This window comes from Pseudomonas sp. G7(2022), assembly GCF_052660475.1.
In genome coordinates, this window is record NZ_CP109659.1 from 5,621,507 (window position 1) to 5,634,055 (window position 12,549).

Sequence of the window (12,549 nt, forward strand, 5' to 3'; positions counted from 1 at the left end):
GGGGCGATTACTTGCGGATCGGCTTACGCGGACCTTTACGGGTACGCGCGTTGGTCTTGGTACGCTGACCGCGTACTGGCAGACCACGACGATGACGCAGACCGCGATAGCAACCGAGGTCCATCAAGCGCTTGATTTTCATGTTGATTTCGCGACGCAGATCACCTTCAGTGGTGAACTTCGCCACTTCGCCACGCAGCTGTTCAATTTGCTCGTCGCTCAGATCCTTGATCTTTGCTGCTGGGTTTACCCCAGTCACTGCACAGATTTTCTGCGCAGTAGTGCGACCAACACCATAGATGTAGGTCAGCGAGATAACAGTATGCTTGTTATCTGGAATGTTAACGCCTGCAATACGGGCCATTCAGTGGGACTCCAATTGACAGCTACCTACGCCCCGGAAGCCAAGAAATAGGGCGCGAGATAATATCGCTGTAATAACAAATAATCAACCCGGCAGCGCACTAGCTGCCGGGCTTGAAGCACAATCACACTCAGCCTTGGCGCTGTTTGTGACGCGGTTCCGCGCTGCAAATTACTCGAACAACACCTTCGCGGCGAATAATCTTGCAGTTACGGCACAGCTTTTTCACCGATGCACGAACTTTCATCACCAACTCCTCGAACCTTATGGGTACTCAGCGCAACATGCCGCTGCCGTAACCCTTCAGGTTGGCTTTCTTCATCAGGGATTCGTACTGGTGCGAAACGAGGTGCGATTGTACTTGGGACATGAAGTCCATCACAACCACGACCACGATCAGCAACGAGGTCCCGCCAAGGTAGAACGGAACGTTTGCTGCAACCACCAGAAACTGGGGCAACAGGCACACGGCCGTCATGTAAAGAGCACCGAACATGGTCAAGCGAGTCAGAACGCCATCAATGTAGCGCGCAGACTGCTCACCTGGACGGATGCCCGGAATAAAGGCACCGGACTTCTTCAGGTTTTCCGCTACGTCTTTCGGATTGAACATCAACGCCGTATAGAAGAAGCAGAAGAAAATAATCCCTGCACTAAACAGCAGAATATTCAACGGCTGACCAGGAGCGATCGACTGCGAGATGTCCTGCAACCAGCCCATACCTTCAGACTGACCAAACCAGGCACCCAACGAAGCCGGGAACAGCAAAATGCTGCTCGCGAAAATAGCCGGAATAACACCGGCCATGTTCACCTTCAGCGGCAAGTGGCTAGTCTGCGCAGCGAAAACCTTGCGGCCTTGCTGACGCTTGGCGTAGTGAACAGCGATACGACGCTGACCACGCTCAATGAACACCACGAAACCGATAATCGCTACTGCCAGCAAACCGATGGCAACCAGGGCGAAGATATTGATATCACCCTGACGCGCAGACTCGAAAGACTGCCCGATTGCTCTCGGAAGACCGGCGACGATACCCGAAAAAATCAACATCGAGATACCGTTGCCTACACCACGCTCAGTAATCTGCTCACCCAGCCACATCATGAACATCGCACCGGCCACAAACGTGGATACCGCGACGAAATGGAAGCCAAAGTCACCAGTGAACGCAACGCCCTGCCCTGCCAGACCAATGGACATGCCAATGGCCTGGACGAGAGCGAGGACGACGGTGCCGTAGCGGGTGTACTGGCTGATCTTGCGACGGCCAGCTTCACCTTCCTTCTTCAACTGCTCCAGCTGCGGGCTGACGGCGGTCATCAGCTGCATGATGATCGATGCCGAAATGTACGGCATGATCCCCAGTGCAAAGATGCTCATCCGCTCCAGCGCGCCGCCGGAAAACATGTTGAACAAGCTAAGAATGGTCCCCTCATTCTGTCGAAACAGGTCCGCGAGTCGGTCCGGGTTGATACCTGGAACCGGGATGTGTGCGCCTATTCGGTAGACGATAATCGCCAGGAACAGAAAACGCAGACGAGCCCAGAGTTCAGACATACCGCCTTTGCCGAGCGCAGAGAGAGCACCTTGCTTAGCCATTTATTCCTCGAACTTGCCGCCAGCTGCTTCGATAGCCGCACGCGCACCTTTGGTGGCGCCGATTCCCTTGCCGATAGTGACAGCGCGAGTCACTTCACCGGACAGCATGATTTTCACACGCTGTACGTTGACGTTGATCACGTTGGCATCTTTCAGGGACTGCACAGTGACGATGTCGCCTTCCACTTTAGCCAGCTCGGACAGACGCACTTCTGCGCGATCCATGGCCTTCAGGGAAACGAAACCGAACTTCGGCAGGCGACGATGCAGCGGCTGTTGACCGCCTTCAAAGCCTGGAGCAATGGTGCCACCGGAGCGAGAGGTCTGACCTTTGTGACCACGGCCACCAGTCTTACCCAAACCACTACCGATACCACGGCCCGGACGATGCTTTTCGCGACGGGAACCCGGCGCTGGACTCAGATCATTGAGTTTCATCGATTAACCCTCGACACGCAGCATGTAGTAAGCCTTGTTGATCATCCCGCGATTCTCGGGAGTATCCTGGACTTCTACAGTGTGACCGATGCGACGCAGACCCAGACCCTTAACGCACAGTTTGTGGTTAGGGATGCGGCCGGTCATGCTTTTGATCAGCGTAACTTTAACGGTAGCCATGATTACTTGATCTCCTCAACACGCAGGCCACGCTTGGCTGCAATGGATTCAGGAGACTGCATGGCTTTCAGACCCTTGAAAGTGGCGTGAACCACGTTTACAGGGTTAGTCGAGCCGTAGCACTTGGCCAGAACGTTCTGAACGCCAGCAACTTCGAGGACAGCACGCATAGCGCCGCCAGCGATGATACCGGTACCTTCAGAAGCAGGCTGCATGTACACCTTCGAAGCGCCGTGAGCGGACTTCATTGCGTACTGCAGGGTAGTGCCGTTCAGATCAACCTGGATCATGTTGCGGCGAGCAGCTTCCATTGCCTTCTGGATCGCAGCAGGCACTTCACGCGACTTGCCACGGCCGAAGCCAACACGGCCCTTACCATCACCAACCACGGTCAACGCGGTGAAAGTGAAGATACGGCCACCTTTAACGGTTTTGGCTACGCGGTTAACTTGAACCAGCTTCTCGATGTAGCCTTCGTCGCGCTTTTGGTCGTTATTTGACATAACTTAGAACTCCAGCCCAGCTTCACGAGCAGCCTCAGCCAGCGCTTTTACGCGGCCGTGGTACTTGAAGCCAGAGCGGTCGAAAGCCACCTGCGAGACGCCAGCGGCCTTAGCACGCGTAGCGACCAGCTGGCCAACCTTAGTGGCCGCGTCGATGTTGCCAGTGGCGCCATCACGCAGTTCTTTATCCAAAGTCGAGGCACTTGCCAGGACTTTGTTGCCGTCGGCCGAAATGACCTGGGCGTAGATGTGCTGCGAAGAGCGGAACACGCAGAGACGCACGACTTCGAGTTCGTGCATTTTCAGGCGTGCTTTGCGAGCGCGACGCAGTCGAGTAACTTTTTTGTCGGTCATTTGCTATGCCCTACTTCTTCTTGGCTTCTTTACGACGGACGACTTCGTCCGCGTAGCGCACACCTTTGCCTTTGTACGGCTCTGGTGGACGGAAGTCGCGGATCTCGGCGGCCACTTGACCTACCAGCTGCTTGTCGATGCCCTTGATCAGGATATCGGTCTGGCTAGGAGTCTCAGCGGTGATGCCTTCCGGCAGTTCGTAATCCACTGGGTGCGAGAAGCCAAGAGCCAGGTTCAGCACCTGACCTTTTGCTTGCGCCTTGTAACCAACACCGACCAGCTGGAGCTTGCGCTCGAAGCCTTGGCTTACGCCCTGGACCATGTTGTTTACCAACGCACGAGTGGTACCGGCCATTGCGCGAGTCTGTTGATCGCCATTGCGAGCAGCAAAACGCAGCTCACCGGCTTCTTCAACGATCTCAACGGACGAATGGACGTTCAGTTCAAGAGTACCCTTGGCACCCTTCACCGAAAGCTGTTGGCCTGCGAATTTTACTTCGACACCGGCTGGCAGCTTAACGGGGTTCTTAGCGACGCGAGACATGCTTATCCCCCCTTAGAACACAGTGCAAAGAACTTCGCCGCCGACACCGGCAGCGCGCGCAGCACGATCAGTCATCACACCTTTGTTGGTGGAGACGATAGACACGCCGAGACCGCCACGTACTTTTGGCAGCTCTTCGACGGACTTGTACTGACGCAGGCCTGGACGGCTAACGCGCTTGACTTCTTCGATAACCGGACGGCCTTCGAAATATTTCAGCTCGATAGACAGCAGTGGTTTGGTTTCGCTGCTGATCTGATAACCCGCGATGTAACCTTCGTCCTTCAGGACTTTAGCTACAGCCACCTTCAACGTGGAAGAAGGCATGCTTACGACGGACTTTTCAGCCATCTGGGCATTACGGATTCGAGTTAGCATGTCCGCTAACGGGTCCTGCATACTCATGGGCTAGACGCTCCTAATACAGAAAAATTAGCCTCGCGGCTACTACTTGTCGCCGAGAAATTCCGGGCAGAAAAACACGGGCTCAGGCGAGCCGGTCATTCTAGACACACCCCAGAAATGAATCAAGCCCCAAAAGGGGCTTGATTCATTTTCAAGGCCACCGATGGTCAGGTTCTTGCGATCCTGACCATCGAGACTTTGACAGCAATTACCAGCTGGCTTTAACCAGACCTGGAACGTCACCACGCATGGCAGCTTCACGCAGCTTGTTACGGCCCAGGCCGAACTTGCGGTAAACGCCGTGCGGACGACCAGTCAGGCGGCAGCGGTTACGCATGCGCGAAGCGCTTGCGTCACGTGGCTGCTTCTGCAGAGCTACGGTAGCTTCCCAACGCGCTTCTGGACTTGCGTTCAGATCAACGATGATAGCTTTCAGCGCTGCACGCTTGGTGGCGTACTTGGCAACGGTGAGCTGACGCTTCAGCTCACGGTTTTTCATGCTCTTCTTGGCCATTTTCCTACTCCAATCAGTTGCGGAACGGGAATTTGAAAGCACGCAGCAGAGCGCGGCCTTCGTCATCGTTCTTGGCAGTGGTGGTCAGGGTAATGTCCAGACCGCGGAGAGCATCGATCTTGTCGTAGTCGATTTCCGGGAAAATGATCTGCTCTTTCACGCCCATGCTGTAGTTGCCACGACCATCGAAGGACTTGGCATTCAGGCCGCGGAAGTCGCGAACCCGAGGCAGGGAGATCGACAGCAGACGATCCAGGAACTCGTACATACGCTCACGGCGCAGGGTCACTTTGACGCCGATCGGCCAACCTTCACGGACTTTAAAGCCAGCGATGGATTTGCGAGCGTAGGTCACAACGACTTTCTGGCCGGTGATCTTTTCCAGGTCAGCAACAGCGTGCTCGATGACTTTTTTGTCGCCGATCGCTTCGCCCAGACCCATGTTCAGGGTGATTTTGGTAACGCGCGGAACTTCCATCACGTTCGAAAGCTTAAGTTCTTCCTTAAGTTTCGGTGCGATTTCCTTCCGGTAAATCTCTTTTAGTCGTGCCATGGTCTTCTACCTAGCAGTGTTCAAGCATCAACCGCTTTTTGGGTCGACTTGAAGACACGAATTTTCTTACCGTCTTCTACTTTGAAACCAACGCGGTCAGCCTTGTTGGTTTCGCCGTTGAAGATGGCGACGTTGGAAGCGTGCAGTGGCGCTTCTTTCTCGACGATACCGCCCTGTACGCCCGACATCGGGTTAGGCTTGGTATGACGCTTGACCAGGTTCAGACCACCAACAACCAGACGGTTGTCAGCAAGAACCTTCAGCACCTTACCGCGCTTACCTTTGTCTTTGCCGGCGATCACGATGATCTCGTCGTCACGACGAATCTTTTGCATGTCGGATCTCCTTACAGCACTTCTGGGGCGAGCGAGACGATCTTCATGAACTTCTCAGTACGAAGTTCACGGGTCACTGGCCCAAAGATACGGGTGCCGATCGGCTCTTGCTTGTTGTTCAGAAGAACAGCAGCGTTGCCATCAAAGCGGATAATGGAGCCATCAGCACGACGTACGCCGTGACGAGTGCGGACTACGACAGCAGTCATCACTTGGCCTTTTTTCACCTTACCGCGAGGAATTGCTTCCTTCACGGTAACTTTGATGATGTCACCGATACCAGCGTAACGACGATGGGAGCCACCCAGCACCTTGATGCACATAACACGGCGAGCGCCGCTGTTATCGGCCACATCGAGCATGGATTGAGTCTGAATCATATAATTTCTCCGACCCCTAGCCCTTAGACTTCCACAGCGCGTTCGAGAACATCAACCAGCGCCCAAGACTTGGTCTTGGCCATCGGACGAGTTTCACGAATAGTGACTTTGTCGCCGATGTGGCACTGATTGGTTTCGTCGTGCGCGTGCAGCTTAGTCGAACGCTTAACGTATTTACCGTAGATCGGGTGCTTAACGCGACGCTCGATCAGAACGGTGATGGTTTTGTCCATCTTGTCGCTGACAACACGGCCAGTCAGCGTACGGACAGTTTTTTCGGCTTCAGCCATGATCACTTACCTGCCTGCTGGTTGAGCACAGTCTTCACGCGAGCGATGTCACGCTTAACTTGCGAGAGCAGATGAGACTGCCCCAACTGGCCAGTTGCTTTCTGCATGCGCAGATTGAACTGGTCGCGCAGCAAGCCGAGCAGTTGCTCGTTCAGCTGCTGTGCGGATTTTTCACGAAGTTCATTCGCTTTCATCACATCACCGTCCGTTTAACAAAGGAGGTGGCGAGCGGCAGCTTTGCAGCAGCCAGGGCGAAAGCCTCACGCGCCAGCTCTTCAGAAACACCCTCGATTTCATACAGGACTTTGCCTGGCTGAATCTGGGCAACCCAGTACTCCACGTTACCCTTACCTTTACCCATACGAACCTCGAGAGGTTTCTTGGATATCGGCTTGTCCGGGAATACACGGATCCAGATCTTGCCGCCACGTTTTACGTGACGGGTCAGAGCACGACGCGCTGACTCGATCTGACGAGCGGTGAGACGACCACGAGCAACAGACTTCAGCGCGAACTCGCCGAAGCTGACTTTGCTACCGCGCAGTGCCAGACCACGGTTGTGGCCGGTCATCTGCTTGCGGAACTTCGTACGCTTTGGTTGCAACATTTGGCGTACCCCTTACTTAGCAGCTTTTTTACGAGGCGCTGGTGCTTGTGGTTTCAGTTCTTCTTGGCGACCACCAATTACTTCGCCTTTGAAGATCCAAACCTTTACACCGATCACACCGTAAGTGGTGTGAGCTTCGTAGGTGGCATAGTCGATATCGGCACGCAGGGTGTGCAGTGGCACACGACCTTCGCGATACCATTCAGTACGTGCGATTTCAGCACCGCCGAGACGACCGCTCACTTGGATTTTGATGCCTTTGGCACCAATGCGCATGGCGTTCTGTACGGCGCGCTTCATGGCGCGACGGAACATCACACGACGCTCCAGCTGCTGAGCTACGCTCTGGGCAACCAGCATACCGTCGAGTTCCGGCTTGCGGATCTCTTCGATATTGATGTGCACAGGCACACCCATTTGCTTGGTCAGGTCCTGACGCAGTTTTTCAACATCTTCACCTTTCTTCCCGATAACGATACCTGGACGAGCGGTGTGGATGGTGATGCGTGCAGTTTGAGCCGGACGATGGATATCGATACGGCTTACGGACGCGCTTTTTAGTTTGTCTTGGAGATACTCACGCACCTTCAGATCTGCGAGCAAATAGTCCGCATAAGTCCGACCGTCTGCGTACCAGACGGAGGTGTGCTCCTTGACGATTCCCAGGCGAATGCCAATGGGATGTACTTTCTGACCCATCTCTTCGACTCCGTTACTTGTCAGCAACCTTGACAGTGATATGGCAAGACCGCTTGACGATGCGATCAGCACGGCCTTTGGCACGTGGCATGATGCGCTTCAGCGAACGCCCTTCGTTGACGAAAACGGTGCTGACCTTCAGGTCATCAACGTCTGCGCCTTCGTTATGCTCGGCGTTGGCTACGGCCGACTCCAGCACTTTTTTCATGATCTCGGCGGCTTTCTTACTGCTGAAAGCCAACAGGTTGAGCGCTTCGCCCACCTTCTTCCCGCGGATCTGGTCGGCGACCAAGCGGGCTTTCTGGGCGGAGATTCGAGCGCCCGACAACTTAGCGGCTACTTCCATTTCCTTACCCCTTAACGCTTGGCTTTCTTGTCTGCCACGTGCCCGCGATAGTTGCGGGTACCGGCGAACTCGCCCAGTTTGTGGCCGACCATGTCTTCGTTAACGAGAACTGGGACGTGCTGACGACCGTTGTGTACTGCGATGGTCAGACCGACCATTTGTGGCAGGATCATCGAACGGCGCGACCAAGTCTTAATTGGTTTGCGATCGTTCTTTTCCGCCGCCACTTCGATCTTCTTCAGTAGGTGAAGATCAATAAAAGGACCTTTTTTCAGAGAACGTGGCACTGTCGTATCCCTCTATTTACTTGCGACGACGGACGATCATTTTGTCGGTACGCTTATTACCACGAGTCTTCGCGCCCTTAGTCGGGAAGCCCCATGGCGATACCGGATGACGACCACCAGAGGTACGACCTTCACCACCACCATGTGGGTGGTCAACCGGGTTCATGGCAACACCACGAACGGTTGGGCGAACGCCACGCCAGCGCTTGGCACCAGCTTTACCCAGCGAACGCAGGCTGTGCTCGGAGTTCGAGACTTCGCCCAGGGTCGCACGGCACTCAGCCAGCACTTTACGCATTTCACCGGAACGCAGACGCAGGGTAACGTACACACCTTCACGAGCGATCAGCTGAGCCGAAGCACCAGCGGAGCGAGCGATCTGTGCGCCTTTACCTGGCTTCAGTTCGATGCCGTGTACGGTAGAACCGACTGGAATGTTGCGCAGTTGCAGAGCGTTGCCTGGCTTGATTGGAGCCAGAGCGCCTGCGATCAGCTGGTCGCCAGCACTCACGCCTTTAGGGGCAATGATGTAGCGGCGCTCGCCGTCTGCGTAGCACAGCAGTGCGATGTGAGCAGTACGGTTTGGATCGTATTCGATACGCTCGACAGTGGCGACGATGCCATCTTTGTCGTTGCGACGAAAATCGACCATACGGTAATGCTGCTTATGACCACCACCGATGTGACGAGTGGTAATACGGCCATTGTTGTTACGACCACCAGACTTCGATTTTTTCTCGAGCAGCGGTGCGTGAGGAGCGCCTTTATGCAGCTCCTGGTTGACCACCTTGACCACAAAACGGCGGCCAGGGGAAGTCGGTTTGCATTTAACGATTGCCATGATGCACCCCTTCCTTACTCAGCACTGCTGCTGAAATCGAGATCTTGGCCTGGCTGAAGGGAGATAACTGCCTTCTTCCAGTCATTACGCTTGCCCAGACCGCGAGCGGTGCGCTTGCTCTTACCCAGAACGTTCAGGGTAGTAACACGCTCAACTTTCACGCTGAACAGGCTTTCGACGGCCTTCTTGATTTCCAGCTTGGTTGCATCAGTAGCAACCTTGAAAACGAACTGGCCTTTCTTGTCTGCCAGAACCGTAGCCTTCTCGGAAACGTGCGGGCCAAGCAGAACTTTAAATACGCGTTCCTGGTTCATCCCAGCAGCTCCTCGAATTTCTTCACGGCCGACACGGTGATCAACACCTTGTCGTATGCGATCAGACTAACTGGATCGGAACCTTGCACGTCACGTACATCTACGTGTGGCAGGTTGCGAGCAGCCAGGTACAGGTTCTGATCAACAGCGTCAGACACGATCAGAACGTCGGTCAGGCTCATGTTGTTCAGTTTGCCCAACAGGTCTTTGGTTTTCGGAGTTTCAACTGCGAAATCCTGAACCACGACCAGACGATCAGTACGCACCAGCTCAGCAAGGATGGAACGCATTGCTGCGCGATACATCTTCTTGTTCAGCTTCTGGGAGTGATCTTGTGGACGAGCTGCGAAAGTGGTGCCGCCGCCGCGCCAGATTGGGCTACGGATAGTACCGGCACGAGCACGGCCAGTACCTTTCTGACGCCATGGGCGCTTACCGCCACCACGAACGTCGGAACGGGTCTTTTGCTGCTTGCTACCTTGACGGCCGCCAGCCATGTAGGCCACGACTGCTTGGTGAACCAGCGTCTCGTTGAACTCGCCGCCAAATGTCAGTTCGGAAACTTCGATCGCTTGAGCGTCATTTACATTTAATTGCATGTCAGCTTCCCCTTAACCGCGAGCCTTGGCTGCTGGACGTACAACCAGGTTGCCGCCAGTAGCGCCAGGAACAGCACCCTTGACCAACAACAGATTGCGTTCAGCGTCCACGCGCACTACTTCCAGGGACTGCACGGTCACGCGCTCAGCGCCCATATGACCGGACATTTTTTTGCCCTTGAATACACGACCAGGAGTCTGGCACTGGCCGATAGAGCCTGGGACGCGGTGGGATACGGAGTTACCGTGGGTGTTATCTTGCCCGCGGAAGTTCCAACGCTTGATCGTACCCTGGAAGCCTTTACCTTTGGACTGACCGGTTACATCAACCAGTTGACCAGCAGCGAAGATTTCAGCGTTGATCAGATCGCCGGCCTGGTACTCGCCTTCTTCAAGACGGAATTCCATTACGGTACGACCAGCGGCAACGTTCGCCTTGGCGAAGTGGCCAGCCTGAGCAGCTGTTACACGGGAAGCACGACGCTCGCCGACAGTGACTTGCACTGCACGATAGCCATCGGTTTCTTCAGTTTTGAACTGGGTGACGCGATTCGGCTCGATCTCAATGACCGTGACCGGAATGGAGACACCTTCTTCGGTGAAAATACGGGTCATACCCGCTTTACGACCGACTACACCAATAGTCATGTTGTAAACCTCATGAGTGTACGGGGCTTTCACCCGCTATGGCCGCCCATTTCAGAGCGTTACACGACCAAGACCGAGTCTTAGCCGAGGCTGATCTGCACTTCCACACCGGCCGCAAGATCAAGCTTCATAAGTGCATCAACGGTTTTATCCGTTGGCTGGACGATGTCCAGAACGCGCTTATGAGTGCGGATTTCGTACTGGTCACGCGCGTCTTTGTTGACGTGCGGGGAAACCAGAACGGTGAACCGCTCTTTACGGGTAGGCAGTGGAATTGGACCACGCACTTGAGCACCAGTACGTTTCGCGGTTTCCACGATTTCCTGGGTTGATTGGTCGATCAGGCGATGGTCAAAAGCCTTCAACCTGATACGGATTTGCTGATTTTGCATTGGATTTCAGACTCCGGCTGCTATTCCCACCGGGCGCAATACGCCCGTTAAAAGGAGGCGCAATTCTATAGACGCCCCAGATAGGTGTCAACCCAATAAAAAAGCCCCCGCTAAGCGGGGGCTTTTTCAACTCATCGAAGCTATCTCAAAAAAGAGATTACTCGATGATTTTGGCTACGACGCCAGCGCCGACGGTACGACCGCCTTCACGGATAGCGAAACGCAGACCGTCTTCCATTGCGATGGTTTTGATCAGGGTAACAGTCATCTGAATGTTGTCACCTGGCATTACCATTTCAACGCCTTCTGGCAGCTCGCAGTTACCGGTCACGTCAGTAGTACGGAAGTAGAACTGTGGACGGTAGCCTTTGAAGAACGGAGTGTGACGACCGCCTTCTTCCTTGCTCAGAACGTAAACTTCTGCGGTGAACTTGGTGTGCGGCTTAACCGAACCCGGCTTAACCAGAACCTGACCACGCTCAACGTCGTCACGCTTGGTACCACGCAGCAGAACGCCGCAGTTCTCGCCAGCACGACCTTCGTCCAGCAGCTTGCGGAACATCTCAACACCGGTGCAGGTGGTGGTGGTGGTGTCACGCAGACCAACGATTTCCAGGGCATCTTGAACGCGAACGATACCGCGCTCGATACGACCGGTAACAACAGTACCGCGACCCGAGATCGAGAACACGTCTTCGATTGGCATCAGGAAAGGCTTGTCGATAGCACGCTCTGGCTCTGGGATGTAGCTGTCCAGAGTTTCCACCAGCTTCTTAACAGCAGTGGTGCCCATTTCGTTGTCGTCTTTGCCTTCCAGCGCCATACGAGCAGAACCGATGATGATCGGAGTGTCGTCGCCTGGGAAGTCGTAGGTGGACAGCAGGTCGCGAACTTCCATCTCAACCAGTTCCAGCAGCTCAGCGTCGTCTACCAGGTCTGCCTTGTTCAGGAAAACCACGATGTACGGAACGCCTACCTGACGGGACAGCAGGATGTGCTCACGGGTTTGTGGCATCGGACCATCAGCGGCCGAGCAAACCAGGATCGCGCCGTCCATCTGGGCAGCACCAGTGATCATGTTCTTCACGTAGTCAGCGTGACCTGGGCAGTCAACGTGAGCGTAGTGACGAATGTTCGAGTTGTACTCAACGTGCGCGGTGTTGATGGTGATACCGCGAGCTTTTTCTTCTGGAGCGCTGTCGATCTTGTCGAATTCAACTACGGCCGAACCGAAAACTTCGGAGCAGACGCGAGTCAGAGCAGCGGTCAGAGTGGTTTTACCGTGGTCAACGTGGCCGATGGTGCCAACGTTTACGTGCGGTAGGGAACGATCAAATTTTTCTTTAGCCACGA

General features: G+C 54.7%; 25 protein-coding genes. All 25 read right to left on the reverse strand.

Going from position 1 to position 12,549, the window contains the following annotated elements:
• Window positions 1-7: 7 nt before the first annotated feature.
• A complete protein-coding gene (gene rpsM / locus NE357_RS25750) occupies window positions 8-364 on the reverse strand; it encodes a 30S ribosomal protein S13 (RefSeq protein ID WP_003186020.1) in 357 nt (118 codons plus the stop codon).
• Window positions 365-494: 130 nt separating this feature from the next.
• On the reverse strand, window positions 495-611 hold the full coding sequence (gene rpmJ / locus NE357_RS25755) for a 50S ribosomal protein L36 (protein ID WP_002555468.1): 117 nt from the start codon (window positions 609-611) through the stop codon (window positions 495-497).
• A gap of 27 nt (window positions 612-638) precedes the next feature.
• Entirely contained in the window at window positions 639-1,967 is a 1,329-nt protein-coding gene (secY, locus tag NE357_RS25760; protein WP_003228718.1) for a preprotein translocase subunit SecY, read from the reverse strand.
• Window positions 1,968-2,405: a 50S ribosomal protein L15 gene (gene rplO / locus NE357_RS25765; protein WP_003228720.1), complete on the reverse strand. Its 438-nt coding sequence runs from the start codon at window positions 2,403-2,405 to the stop codon at window positions 1,968-1,970.
• 3 nt (window positions 2,406-2,408) lie between these two features.
• The gene (rpmD, locus tag NE357_RS25770) at window positions 2,409-2,585 is read right to left on the reverse strand and encodes a 50S ribosomal protein L30 (protein ID WP_003176408.1); all 177 of its coding nucleotides are present in this window, start codon (window positions 2,583-2,585) and stop codon (window positions 2,409-2,411) included.
• Window positions 2,586-2,587: 2 nt separating this feature from the next.
• Window positions 2,588-3,088: a 30S ribosomal protein S5 gene (rpsE, locus tag NE357_RS25775; protein WP_007955637.1), complete on the reverse strand. Its 501-nt coding sequence runs from the start codon at window positions 3,086-3,088 to the stop codon at window positions 2,588-2,590.
• 3 nt (window positions 3,089-3,091) lie between these two features.
• Entirely contained in the window at window positions 3,092-3,442 is a 351-nt protein-coding gene (gene rplR, locus NE357_RS25780) for a 50S ribosomal protein L18 (RefSeq protein WP_022641372.1), read from the reverse strand.
• Window positions 3,443-3,452: 10 nt separating this feature from the next.
• Window positions 3,453-3,986, reverse strand: coding sequence for a 50S ribosomal protein L6 (gene rplF, locus NE357_RS25785; protein WP_065259511.1), 534 nt, complete (start codon window positions 3,984-3,986; stop codon window positions 3,453-3,455).
• A 12-nt stretch (window positions 3,987-3,998) separates the two neighbouring features.
• Window positions 3,999-4,391 (reverse strand): 30S ribosomal protein S8, encoded by a 393-nt coding sequence (gene rpsH / locus NE357_RS25790; protein WP_011336171.1) that lies wholly within the window; start codon window positions 4,389-4,391, stop codon window positions 3,999-4,001.
• 208 nt (window positions 4,392-4,599) lie between these two features.
• Window positions 4,600-4,905, reverse strand: coding sequence for a 30S ribosomal protein S14 (gene rpsN, locus NE357_RS25795; RefSeq protein ID WP_003228726.1), 306 nt, complete (start codon window positions 4,903-4,905; stop codon window positions 4,600-4,602).
• Window positions 4,906-4,918: 13 nt separating this feature from the next.
• Window positions 4,919-5,458: a 50S ribosomal protein L5 gene (gene rplE / locus NE357_RS25800; protein ID WP_003210069.1), complete on the reverse strand. Its 540-nt coding sequence runs from the start codon at window positions 5,456-5,458 to the stop codon at window positions 4,919-4,921.
• Window positions 5,459-5,478: 20 nt separating this feature from the next.
• Window positions 5,479-5,793, reverse strand: a complete 315-nt coding sequence (gene rplX, locus NE357_RS25805) for a 50S ribosomal protein L24 (protein WP_003186046.1) — start codon at window positions 5,791-5,793, stop codon at window positions 5,479-5,481.
• Between the two features lie 11 nt (window positions 5,794-5,804).
• Window positions 5,805-6,173 carry a 50S ribosomal protein L14 gene (rplN, locus tag NE357_RS25810; protein ID WP_002555479.1) on the reverse strand — a complete coding sequence of 123 codons (369 nt, stop codon included), beginning with the start codon at window positions 6,171-6,173 and terminating at the stop codon, window positions 5,805-5,807.
• A 23-nt stretch (window positions 6,174-6,196) separates the two neighbouring features.
• On the reverse strand, window positions 6,197-6,463 hold the full coding sequence (rpsQ, locus tag NE357_RS25815) for a 30S ribosomal protein S17 (protein ID WP_003194644.1): 267 nt from the start codon (window positions 6,461-6,463) through the stop codon (window positions 6,197-6,199).
• Between the two features lie 2 nt (window positions 6,464-6,465).
• Window positions 6,466-6,657 carry a 50S ribosomal protein L29 gene (gene rpmC, locus NE357_RS25820; RefSeq protein WP_002555481.1) on the reverse strand — a complete coding sequence of 64 codons (192 nt, stop codon included), beginning with the start codon at window positions 6,655-6,657 and terminating at the stop codon, window positions 6,466-6,468.
• Window positions 6,657-7,070, reverse strand: a complete 414-nt coding sequence (gene rplP, locus NE357_RS25825) for a 50S ribosomal protein L16 (protein ID WP_003228729.1) — start codon at window positions 7,068-7,070, stop codon at window positions 6,657-6,659. The genes rpmC and rplP overlap by 1 nt, the downstream gene beginning before the upstream one ends.
• Before the next feature lie 12 nt (window positions 7,071-7,082).
• Entirely contained in the window at window positions 7,083-7,769 is a 687-nt protein-coding gene (gene rpsC / locus NE357_RS25830; protein WP_085688068.1) for a 30S ribosomal protein S3, read from the reverse strand.
• A gap of 13 nt (window positions 7,770-7,782) precedes the next feature.
• Window positions 7,783-8,115: a 50S ribosomal protein L22 gene (gene rplV, locus NE357_RS25835; RefSeq protein WP_003103908.1), complete on the reverse strand. Its 333-nt coding sequence runs from the start codon at window positions 8,113-8,115 to the stop codon at window positions 7,783-7,785.
• A gap of 11 nt (window positions 8,116-8,126) precedes the next feature.
• Entirely contained in the window at window positions 8,127-8,402 is a 276-nt protein-coding gene (gene rpsS / locus NE357_RS25840) for a 30S ribosomal protein S19 (protein ID WP_011336172.1), read from the reverse strand.
• A 16-nt stretch (window positions 8,403-8,418) separates the two neighbouring features.
• Entirely contained in the window at window positions 8,419-9,243 is an 825-nt protein-coding gene (gene rplB / locus NE357_RS25845) for a 50S ribosomal protein L2 (RefSeq protein ID WP_016772943.1), read from the reverse strand.
• A gap of 14 nt (window positions 9,244-9,257) precedes the next feature.
• The gene (gene rplW / locus NE357_RS25850; RefSeq protein WP_002555488.1) at window positions 9,258-9,557 is read right to left on the reverse strand and encodes a 50S ribosomal protein L23; all 300 of its coding nucleotides are present in this window, start codon (window positions 9,555-9,557) and stop codon (window positions 9,258-9,260) included.
• The gene (gene rplD / locus NE357_RS25855) at window positions 9,554-10,156 is read right to left on the reverse strand and encodes a 50S ribosomal protein L4 (RefSeq protein ID WP_003228735.1); all 603 of its coding nucleotides are present in this window, start codon (window positions 10,154-10,156) and stop codon (window positions 9,554-9,556) included. The genes rplW and rplD overlap by 4 nt, the downstream gene beginning before the upstream one ends.
• A gap of 12 nt (window positions 10,157-10,168) precedes the next feature.
• Entirely contained in the window at window positions 10,169-10,804 is a 636-nt protein-coding gene (gene rplC / locus NE357_RS25860; RefSeq protein WP_007955641.1) for a 50S ribosomal protein L3, read from the reverse strand.
• Window positions 10,805-10,884: 80 nt separating this feature from the next.
• Complete coding sequence (gene rpsJ / locus NE357_RS25865) at window positions 10,885-11,196, reverse strand: 30S ribosomal protein S10 (protein WP_003186070.1); 312 nt, start codon at window positions 11,194-11,196, stop codon at window positions 10,885-10,887.
• Between the two features lie 157 nt (window positions 11,197-11,353).
• The gene (gene tuf, locus NE357_RS25870; RefSeq protein WP_010220303.1) at window positions 11,354-12,547 is read right to left on the reverse strand and encodes an elongation factor Tu; all 1,194 of its coding nucleotides are present in this window, start codon (window positions 12,545-12,547) and stop codon (window positions 11,354-11,356) included.
• Between the last annotated feature and the right edge of the window lie 2 nt (window positions 12,548-12,549).

Coding starts and splice junctions, on each gene's coding strand:
- rpsM (WP_003186020.1), bottom strand. CDS start 364: ATGGCCCGTATTGCAGGCGTTAACATTCCAGATAACAAGCATACTGTT.
- rpmJ (WP_002555468.1), bottom strand. CDS start 611: ATGAAAGTTCGTGCATCGGTGAAAAAGCTGTGCCGTAACTGCAAGATT.
- secY (WP_003228718.1), bottom strand. CDS start 1,967: ATGGCTAAGCAAGGTGCTCTCTCTGCGCTCGGCAAAGGCGGTATGTCT.
- rplO (WP_003228720.1), bottom strand. CDS start 2,405: ATGAAACTCAATGATCTGAGTCCAGCGCCGGGTTCCCGTCGCGAAAAG.
- rpmD (WP_003176408.1), bottom strand. CDS start 2,585: ATGGCTACCGTTAAAGTTACGCTGATCAAAAGCATGACCGGCCGCATC.
- rpsE (WP_007955637.1), bottom strand. CDS start 3,088: ATGTCAAATAACGACCAAAAGCGCGACGAAGGCTACATCGAGAAGCTG.
- rplR (WP_022641372.1), bottom strand. CDS start 3,442: ATGACCGACAAAAAAGTTACTCGACTGCGTCGCGCTCGCAAAGCACGC.
- rplF (WP_065259511.1), bottom strand. CDS start 3,986: ATGTCTCGCGTCGCTAAGAACCCCGTTAAGCTGCCAGCCGGTGTCGAA.
- rpsH (WP_011336171.1), bottom strand. CDS start 4,391: ATGAGTATGCAGGACCCGTTAGCGGACATGCTAACTCGAATCCGTAAT.
- rpsN (WP_003228726.1), bottom strand. CDS start 4,905: ATGGCCAAGAAGAGCATGAAAAACCGTGAGCTGAAGCGTCAGCTCACC.
- rplE (WP_003210069.1), bottom strand. CDS start 5,458: ATGGCACGACTAAAAGAGATTTACCGGAAGGAAATCGCACCGAAACTT.
- rplX (WP_003186046.1), bottom strand. CDS start 5,793: ATGCAAAAGATTCGTCGTGACGACGAGATCATCGTGATCGCCGGCAAA.
- rplN (WP_002555479.1), bottom strand. CDS start 6,173: ATGATTCAGACTCAATCCATGCTCGATGTGGCCGATAACAGCGGCGCT.
- rpsQ (WP_003194644.1), bottom strand. CDS start 6,463: ATGGCTGAAGCCGAAAAAACTGTCCGTACGCTGACTGGCCGTGTTGTC.
- rpmC (WP_002555481.1), bottom strand. CDS start 6,657: ATGAAAGCGAATGAACTTCGTGAAAAATCCGCACAGCAGCTGAACGAG.
- rplP (WP_003228729.1), bottom strand. CDS start 7,070: ATGTTGCAACCAAAGCGTACGAAGTTCCGCAAGCAGATGACCGGCCAC.
- rpsC (WP_085688068.1), bottom strand. CDS start 7,769: ATGGGTCAGAAAGTACATCCCATTGGCATTCGCCTGGGAATCGTCAAG.
- rplV (WP_003103908.1), bottom strand. CDS start 8,115: ATGGAAGTAGCCGCTAAGTTGTCGGGCGCTCGAATCTCCGCCCAGAAA.
- rplB (WP_016772943.1), bottom strand. CDS start 9,243: ATGGCAATCGTTAAATGCAAACCGACTTCCCCTGGCCGCCGTTTTGTG.
- rplW (WP_002555488.1), bottom strand. CDS start 9,557: ATGAACCAGGAACGCGTATTTAAAGTTCTGCTTGGCCCGCACGTTTCC.
- rplD (WP_003228735.1), bottom strand. CDS start 10,156: ATGCAATTAAATGTAAATGACGCTCAAGCGATCGAAGTTTCCGAACTG.
- rplC (WP_007955641.1), bottom strand. CDS start 10,804: ATGACTATTGGTGTAGTCGGTCGTAAAGCGGGTATGACCCGTATTTTC.
- rpsJ (WP_003186070.1), bottom strand. CDS start 11,196: ATGCAAAATCAGCAAATCCGTATCAGGTTGAAGGCTTTTGACCATCGC.